The organism is Acinetobacter sp. KAM396 (genome assembly GCF_021602765.1).
In the GTDB taxonomy this organism is placed as follows: domain Bacteria; phylum Pseudomonadota; class Gammaproteobacteria; order Pseudomonadales; family Moraxellaceae; genus Acinetobacter; species Acinetobacter towneri_A.
Genome location: NZ_BPPH01000054.1, coordinates 1 through 6,791, shown reverse-complemented (window position 1 = coordinate 6,791; position 6,791 = coordinate 1). Strand labels below are relative to the sequence as shown.

The window sequence follows — 6,791 nt, the reverse complement described above, 5'->3', positions numbered from 1 at the left end:
TTTATTATGGTGATCCCCTGGGCGAAATGCGCCTGGTAAGCAGAGTTTTTGAAATGTAAGGCCTTTGAATAAGACAAAAGGCTGCCTCATCGCTAACTTTGCAACAGTGCCTTATTTTTCATAAAGAGAATTTGACCTTCAGTCATGATGTAGCACAATCGGCAATAAATAAACTCATGTTTCAGATGCTTGCTGCATTTGCAGAGTTTGAACGCTCCATGATCCGTGAGCGTCAAAAGGAAGGAATTGCAAAAGCCAAAGCGAAGGGCTTATATAAGGGAAGAAAGCGGAAGGTTGACTATGTTGAAATACGAAAAGCAATGGCTGAAGAAAATTCAACATTTAGAGGTGTTGCAGAAAAGTTTAAAGTAGGGATAGCAACAGTACAAAGAGCTTTAAAAGAAGAAACTAATAATCAATAAGGTTGATTAATGAAGACGCTTAGATATTCAAATTTAGAAAAGATCATGACCATTTATACTGAAATTTCTACTTATATTACATTTCATAATGCGACTGGTTTAACAGATATAAATAAATCAATGGAAGATTTTTGAACCGTACCGGGTTTGTCGGAGACCAAGCTTTCTGAGAGAATGTCCCGATGAAAAAAGTAAAATATACCCCTGAAATCAGAGAAAGAGCGGTTCAATTATTGATTGAATCCGAGAAAGATTATCCATCGAATTGGGCTGCGATCACCGCTATTGCTCCCTGAGCAGTATACTGCGCAAGGGTTGTACTCCTGAAACACTACGTGTTTGGTATCAAAAATATTTAGATAAACAAAATCCAGTTAAAGTACAGCAGCTTTCAGACCAAGAACGTATCAAACAACTCGAACGCGAAAATAAAGAACTGCAACGCGCCAATGAAATTCTACGTAAAGCAGCCGCTTTTTTCGCCCAGGCGGAGCTCGACCGCCCACACAAATAATGGTGGATTTTATCCATAATAATAAAGAGCTGTACGGAGTCGAGGCGATTTGTAGAATTTTACCGATCGCACCTTCAACCTATTACCGGACTCTAGATCTCTGTGAAAATCCAGAACATCGAGCAAAGCGAGATTTACATGACTTGCATCATGCTGAGGAGATTAAACGAATTTGGAAGGAAAGTTCAGGTCGGTATGGTGTACGTAAAGTCTGGCAAAAACTGAAACGTGAAGGCTATATTATTGCGCGCTGTACTGTTGCTCGATTAATGCAAAAGCTAGGTATAAAAGGTGTTTGGCGTGGTAAGAACAAACAAACCACCCGTAGCCGAGATGATCAAAAACGAGCGGATGACTTGGTAAAACGTAATTTTACTGCTGATCATCCTGACCAACTGTGGGTGAGTGACTTTACGTATATTCAAACAAATTCAGGCTGGGTTTATACTGCATTTATTATTGATGTGTTCTCACGAGCAATTGTTGGATGGAAAGTATCGACACGGATGAATACAGATATGGTGCTCGATGCATTGGAGCAAGCATTTAGGGCGGCAGAGGGGGCTGGAACGCTGAGTGCGTCCATGCCGCATTGCGAAGCAAAAGATAATCGGATAAAATGTAGCAATTCATATTCGTAAGCGTGGAGTAATCAGATGGGAAATTCCAAGTCAGCAGACAAGTAAGCCGCAACAACCAGTATTGTTGTTGCGGCGCTCTGTAAGGCTAGTCTCATCTGATTGCTGACGAGCAGACGTCGCCCGGTATTCCTTAATCGAGGGTTGATTCGTCATGACCACCACACGCCCCGCGTGGGCCTATACGCTGCCGGCAGCACTGCTGCTGATGGCTCCTTTCGACATCCTCGCTTCACTGGCGATGGATATTTATCTCCCTGTCGTTCCAGCGATGCCCGGCATCCTGAACACGACGCCCGCTATGATCCAACTCACGTTGAGCCTCTATATGGTGATGCTCGGCGTGGGCCAGGTGATTTTTGGTCCGCTCTCAGACAGAATCGGGCGACGGCCAATTCTACTTGCGGGCGCAACGGCTTTCGTCATTGCGTCTCTGGGAGCAGCTTGGTCTTCAACTGCACCGGCCTTTGTCGCTTTCCGTCTACTTCAAGCAGTGGGCGCGTCGGCCATGCTGGTGGCGACGTTCGCGACGGTTCGCGACGTTTATGCCAACCGTCCTGAGGGTGTCGTCATCTACGGCCTTTTCAGTTCGATGCTGGCGTTCGTGCCTGCGCTCGGCCCTATCGCCGGAGCATTGATCGGCGAGTTCTTGGGATGGCAGGCGATATTCATTACTTTGGCTATACTGGCGATGCTCGCACTCCTAAATGCGGGTTTCAGGTGGCACGAAACCCGCCCTCTGGATCAAGTCAAGACGCGCCGATCTGTCTTGCCGATCTTCGCGAGTCCGGCTTTTTGGGTTTACACTGTCGGCTTTAGCGCCGGTATGGGCACCTTCTTCGTCTTCTTCTCGACGGCTCCCCGTGTGCTCATAGGCCAAGCGGAATATTCCGAGATCGGATTCAGCTTTGCCTTCGCCACTGTCGCGCTTGTAATGATCGTGACAACCCGTTTCGCGAAGTCCTTTGTCGCCAGATGGGGCATCGCAGGATGCGTGGCGCGTGGGATGGCGTTGCTTGTTTGCGGAGCGGTCCTGTTGGGGATCGGCGAACTTTACGGCTCGCCGTCATTCCTCACCTTCATCCTACCGATGTGGGTTGTCGCGGTCGGTATTGTCTTCACGGTGTCCGTTACCGCGAACGGCGCTTTGGCAGAGTTCGACGACATCGCGGGATCAGCGGTCGCGTTCTACTTCTGCGTTCAAAGCCTGATAGTCAGCATTGTCGGGACATTGGCGGTGGCACTTTTAAACGGTGACACAGCGTGGCCCGTGATCTGTTACGCCACGGCGATGGCGGTACTGGTTTCGTTGGGGCTGGTGCTCCTTCGGCTCCGTGGGGCTGCCACCGAGAAGTCGCCAGTCGTCTAACCGACGACTGGTAGCAGGCCCGCTCCGATGCGGCGCACTAACCATCGAAACCTCGTGAATGTCGGTATCCTGTCTGGCAGGATACCGCTCATTTCCCTTGTTCAGTTCATCGCCGTCGCCGAGCATCTGAATTTTCGGCATGCGGCCAAGGCACTTGGTATCAGCCAGTCGAGCGTCAGCGCGCGTGTGAAAGCGCTGGAGGATAACCTTGGTGTCCTGCTATTTGAGCGCCATGCGCGGGGCGTTCGGCTAACAGACGCAGGCAGGCACTTCATGGAGCGTGTCACGGCGGGTGTCGATCAACTCGATCACGCAGTGAAGACCGCAGGCATGACAGCTCAAGGAGAATACGGCCGGCTTCGCATCGGCATCCATGCCTTAATCCCACGCAGCTTTCTCACGGAGCTGATCCGTCATTATCGGGAAGAACATACGGGCATTGAGGTTGAGATCACCGAAGGCACAGCCCGCGATGCGGTGATGCAGCTTCGTGCTGACCAGCTCGACGTGGTGTTCGTCGCGGGCAAGCCCGAGATGCCCGACTGCCATACCCGACCGATCTGGACCGAACCGCTGGTGGCCGTGCTATCGGATGGGCATCGCCTCGCCGGGCAGTCCGCAATCACTTGGTCCGATCTGGTCGGCGAGACTTTCATTGTTCGCTATGGTGGCACCGGCCCGCAGGTCCATGACCATATCGTGCTGCGCCTTGCCGGGCGTTGGCCCGCACCGTCGATCCGGCGCTTTGATGTGGGGCGCGACACGCTGCTATCTATGGTCGGACAAGGCTTCGGCATCACTATCGTCGGCGAGGCAACGTCATTGTTGCCGACGACCGGCATCGTCTTCCTGCCCTTCCTCGATGAACCGGAGCCGGTTGCCTTTACAGCCGTCTGGTCGCCGTTCAATCGCAACTCCGCACTGAAAAATCTACTCAACCTCGCAGGCAAAATGAAGCGTGACGGCGATTCGCCCAATCGTTTCCTGGATGGCACTCGACCGGCACGATAACGGCACAGGCGATCCATCCTATTTGCCGCCGATAGTATCCGGCAGCCCTCCGGCATCCTCTTTCCTGTTGCCCGTCCCGATTTTGCCTACTCTCTGATCGGCTCCGTCTCTTTTGCCGACTGGAGCCTGCATTGCGCGGAGGCCGAATCCTTTGGGGTCAGATCGCCGTAGTCATCACCATCGTTCTGGTGATGACACTGAGAAATTTGACGATAATCAAAATACTGACCTGCAAAGAAGCGCTGCATACGTCGATAAAATGATTGTGGTAAACACTTGATGGGCAAGGCTTTAGATGCAGAAGAAAGATTACATGTTTGCTTTAAAATAATCACAAGCATGATGAGCGCAAAGCACTTTAAATGTGACTTGTTCCATTTTAGAGATTTGTTTAAGATAAGATATAACTCATTGAGATGTGTCATAGTATTCGTCGTTAGAAAACAATTATTGTGACATTATTTCAATGAGTTATCTATTTTTGTCGTGTACAGAGATTATTATAGAAGCCCCCATGAATAAATCGCTCATCATTTTCGGCATCGTCAACATAACCTCGGACAGTTTCTCCGATGGAGGCCGGTATCTGGCGCCAGACGCAGCCATTGCGCAGGCGCGTAAGCTGATGGCCGAGGGGGCAGATGTGATCGACCTCGGTCCGGCATCCAGCAATCCCGACGCCGCGCCTGTTTCGTCCGACACAGAAATCGCGCGTATCGCGCCGGTGCTGGACGCGCTCAAGGCAGATGGCATTCCCGTCTCGCTCGACAGTTATCAACCCGCGACGCAAGCCTATGCCTTGTCGCGTGGTGTGGCCTATCTCAATGATATTCGCGGTTTTCCAGACGCTGCGTTCTATCCGCAATTGGCGAAATCATCTGCCAAACTCGTCGTTATGCATTCGGTGCAAGACGGGCAGGCAGATCGGCGCGAGGCACCCGCTGGCGACATCATGGATCACATTGCGGCGTTCTTTGACGCGCGCATCGCGGCGCTGACGGGTGCCGGTATCAAACGCAACCGCCTTGTCCTTGATCCCGGCATGGGGTTTTTTCTGGGGGCTGCTCCCGAAACCTCGCTCTCGGTGCTGGCGCGGTTCGATGAATTGCGGCTGCGCTTCGATTTGCCGGTGCTTCTGTCTGTTTCGCGCAAATCCTTTCTGCGCGCGCTCACAGGCCGTGGTCCGGGGGATGTCGGGGCCGCGACACTCGCTGCAGAGCTTGCCGCCGCCGCAGGTGGAGCTGACTTCATCCGCACACACGAGCCGCGCCCCTTGCGCGACGGGCTGGCGGTATTGGCGGCGCTGAAAGAAACCGCAAGAATTCGTTAACTGCACATTCGGGATATTTCTCTATATTCGCGGTTCAGCAGGCATGTCCCCTTTGAGGGCGACCCGACGACAGGATAATCGACCTTATGGTGCGCAAATATTTCGGCACAGACGGTATTCGTGGCAAAGCCAACGAAGGCGCGATGACGGCGGAAACCGCCTTGCGCGTCGGCATGGCGGCTGGCCGTGTCTTTCGTCGCGGTGACCACCGCCATCGTGTCGTGATCGGCAAGGATACGCGCCTGTCGGGCTATATGCTTGAACCCGCGCTCACAGCCGGTTTCACCTCGATGGGCATGGACGTATTCCTTTTTGGCCCGCTGCCGACAACGTATAGGAAGAATAAACGCCCTTTTCACCCAAGTCCAACAGCTTTGGACCGCAGTTGACTCTTTCGACACCCCTGCGATGCAACCCAATCCGGCTGACGGGGAGCCAGCAACGCTGAAAATTTACCCTCCTCTTTCCCACTAGCGGCTCCTTTTCCGACAACCAGCACGGCGGATCCCTGCCGCGGCGCTGTGAACGCAGCATTTTGATTGGTATCGTTGGCCTTCAGGCTCGTCAGTCAAACAGACCCAGGAGCAGCTCAGCCGGTGGCGCCCGGCTTTCGGGTAACGCCCTGGTCCCGCTGGTTTCGGCTTTGTGCTTCAGGTGATCAAGGATCTGCTTGATCACTATAGGGTCTTCAATGCAGGCGATGACTTTCATGGCGCCGCCGCAGCCGCTGCAGGTCTCGATGTCGATATTGAAAACACGCTTGAGCCGTTGCGCCCATGTCATCGACGCTCGCCGTTGTGCTGGTGTTGCCGGTTCATCAGCCACCCTGACCTTGTTGCCCCTGCCCCGTTTTGCCGGCGTGACCAACGCCCGGTGCCGACTGTTGGGTGCGAACACCCCGTGGAAGCGGGTTAGGTTGACTCTGGGCTTCGGTACCAGGGCGGCCAGCCTTGCAATGAAATCCAATGGTTCGAAAATGACGTGCGTGGTGCCGTCCCGGTACGGCGTCTTGAGCTGGTAGCGCACGTTGCCGCCTCGTGTTAACGACAGCCGCTTCTCGGATACCGCCGGGCGGCTGATGTACCGGCACAGCCGTTCGAGCTTCTTGCGTTCATCGGCCCTGGCCGCCACGCCGGCGTGCAGGCTGGACCCGGCTACCTTGCCAATCCCGTCACCGAACGGATCACCACTGGTCGGCAGAGTTTGCAAAGTGAACACCTTTCGCCCCGCCTGTGAACCGACAGCGATACGGTAAGTGATCGAGTGCCCCAGCAGGGGTGTCATCGGGTCGTCATCCACCGCATCCGAGGCCAGATAGCTGTTTTCGACATCCCGTTCCAGCAGGCCTTGCCGTTCCAGATAGCGACCCACCCGGTGGGCGATGGTGTGCGTCAGCGGCACTGTTGCAAATAACCACGAATGGTAAGCTGAAGACTGTTTTAGCTAAAGGTGCAGCATATGAATCCTTTCCATGGTCGGCATTTTCAGGGCGAAATCATTCTTTGGG

General features: G+C 53.5%; 5 protein-coding genes, 4 pseudogenes and 1 other annotated feature. Of the genes and pseudogenes, 7 read left to right on the top strand and 2 right to left on the bottom strand.

Annotation, left to right across the window (positions count from 1 at the left end):
- Positions 1 to 98: 98 nt before the first annotated feature.
- The 5 genes and pseudogenes from L6C30_RS13985 to L6C30_RS13970 all read left to right on the top strand — a co-directional run bounded on the left by L6C30_RS13985 (position 99) and on the right by L6C30_RS13970 (position 3,954).
- Positions 99 to 422, top strand: a complete 324-nt coding sequence (locus L6C30_RS13985) for a recombinase family protein (RefSeq protein WP_308444330.1) — start codon at positions 99 to 101, stop codon at positions 420 to 422.
- A gap of 182 nt (positions 423 to 604) precedes the next feature.
- A pseudogene (locus L6C30_RS13980) lies at positions 605 to 1,577 on the top strand (IS3 family transposase).
- Positions 894 to 1,010: a sequence feature (AL1L pseudoknot), on the top strand. It overlaps the preceding pseudogene by 117 nt.
- 151 nt (positions 1,578 to 1,728) lie before the next feature.
- Complete coding sequence (gene floR, locus L6C30_RS13975) at positions 1,729 to 2,943, top strand: chloramphenicol/florfenicol efflux MFS transporter FloR (protein ID WP_000214119.1); 1,215 nt, start codon at positions 1,729 to 1,731, stop codon at positions 2,941 to 2,943.
- A 27-nt stretch (positions 2,944 to 2,970) separates the two neighbouring features.
- Positions 2,971 to 3,270: pseudogene (locus L6C30_RS14930) on the top strand (LysR family transcriptional regulator); the annotation flags it as partial.
- Between the two features lie 3 nt (positions 3,271 to 3,273).
- Positions 3,274 to 3,954, top strand: a complete 681-nt coding sequence (locus L6C30_RS13970) for a LysR family substrate-binding domain-containing protein (RefSeq protein WP_109354582.1) — start codon at positions 3,274 to 3,276, stop codon at positions 3,952 to 3,954.
- A gap of 197 nt (positions 3,955 to 4,151) precedes the next feature.
- Here the strand turns inward: L6C30_RS13970 and L6C30_RS13965 are convergent.
- A pseudogene (locus L6C30_RS13965) lies at positions 4,152 to 4,379 on the bottom strand (IS4 family transposase); the annotation flags it as partial.
- A gap of 89 nt (positions 4,380 to 4,468) precedes the next feature.
- Between L6C30_RS13965 and sul2 the strand changes: the two are divergent.
- Together sul2 and L6C30_RS13955 are read left to right on the top strand one after the other, a co-directional pair.
- Positions 4,469 to 5,284 carry a sulfonamide-resistant dihydropteroate synthase Sul2 gene (gene sul2, locus L6C30_RS13960; protein WP_001043260.1) on the top strand — a complete coding sequence of 272 codons (816 nt, stop codon included), beginning with the start codon at positions 4,469 to 4,471 and terminating at the stop codon, positions 5,282 to 5,284.
- A gap of 86 nt (positions 5,285 to 5,370) precedes the next feature.
- Positions 5,371 to 5,673, top strand: a complete 303-nt coding sequence (locus L6C30_RS13955; RefSeq protein WP_000251875.1) for a phosphoglucosamine mutase — start codon at positions 5,371 to 5,373, stop codon at positions 5,671 to 5,673.
- 175 nt (positions 5,674 to 5,848) lie between these two features.
- On the opposite strand, the pseudogene L6C30_RS13950 reads toward L6C30_RS13955, so the two are convergent.
- Positions 5,849 to 6,679, bottom strand: a pseudogene (locus L6C30_RS13950) (IS91-like element ISVsa3 family transposase); the annotation flags it as partial.
- Positions 6,680 to 6,791 lie beyond the last annotated feature (112 nt).

Bases quoted from the DNA above. Each gene is read 5' to 3' on its own strand.
- floR (WP_000214119.1), top strand. From the start codon at position 1,729: ATGACCACCACACGCCCCGCGTGGGCCTATACGCTGCCGGCAGCACTG.
- L6C30_RS13970 (WP_109354582.1), top strand. From the start codon at position 3,274: ATGACAGCTCAAGGAGAATACGGCCGGCTTCGCATCGGCATCCATGCC.
- sul2 (WP_001043260.1), top strand. From the start codon at position 4,469: ATGAATAAATCGCTCATCATTTTCGGCATCGTCAACATAACCTCGGAC.
- L6C30_RS13955 (WP_000251875.1), top strand. From the start codon at position 5,371: ATGGTGCGCAAATATTTCGGCACAGACGGTATTCGTGGCAAAGCCAAC.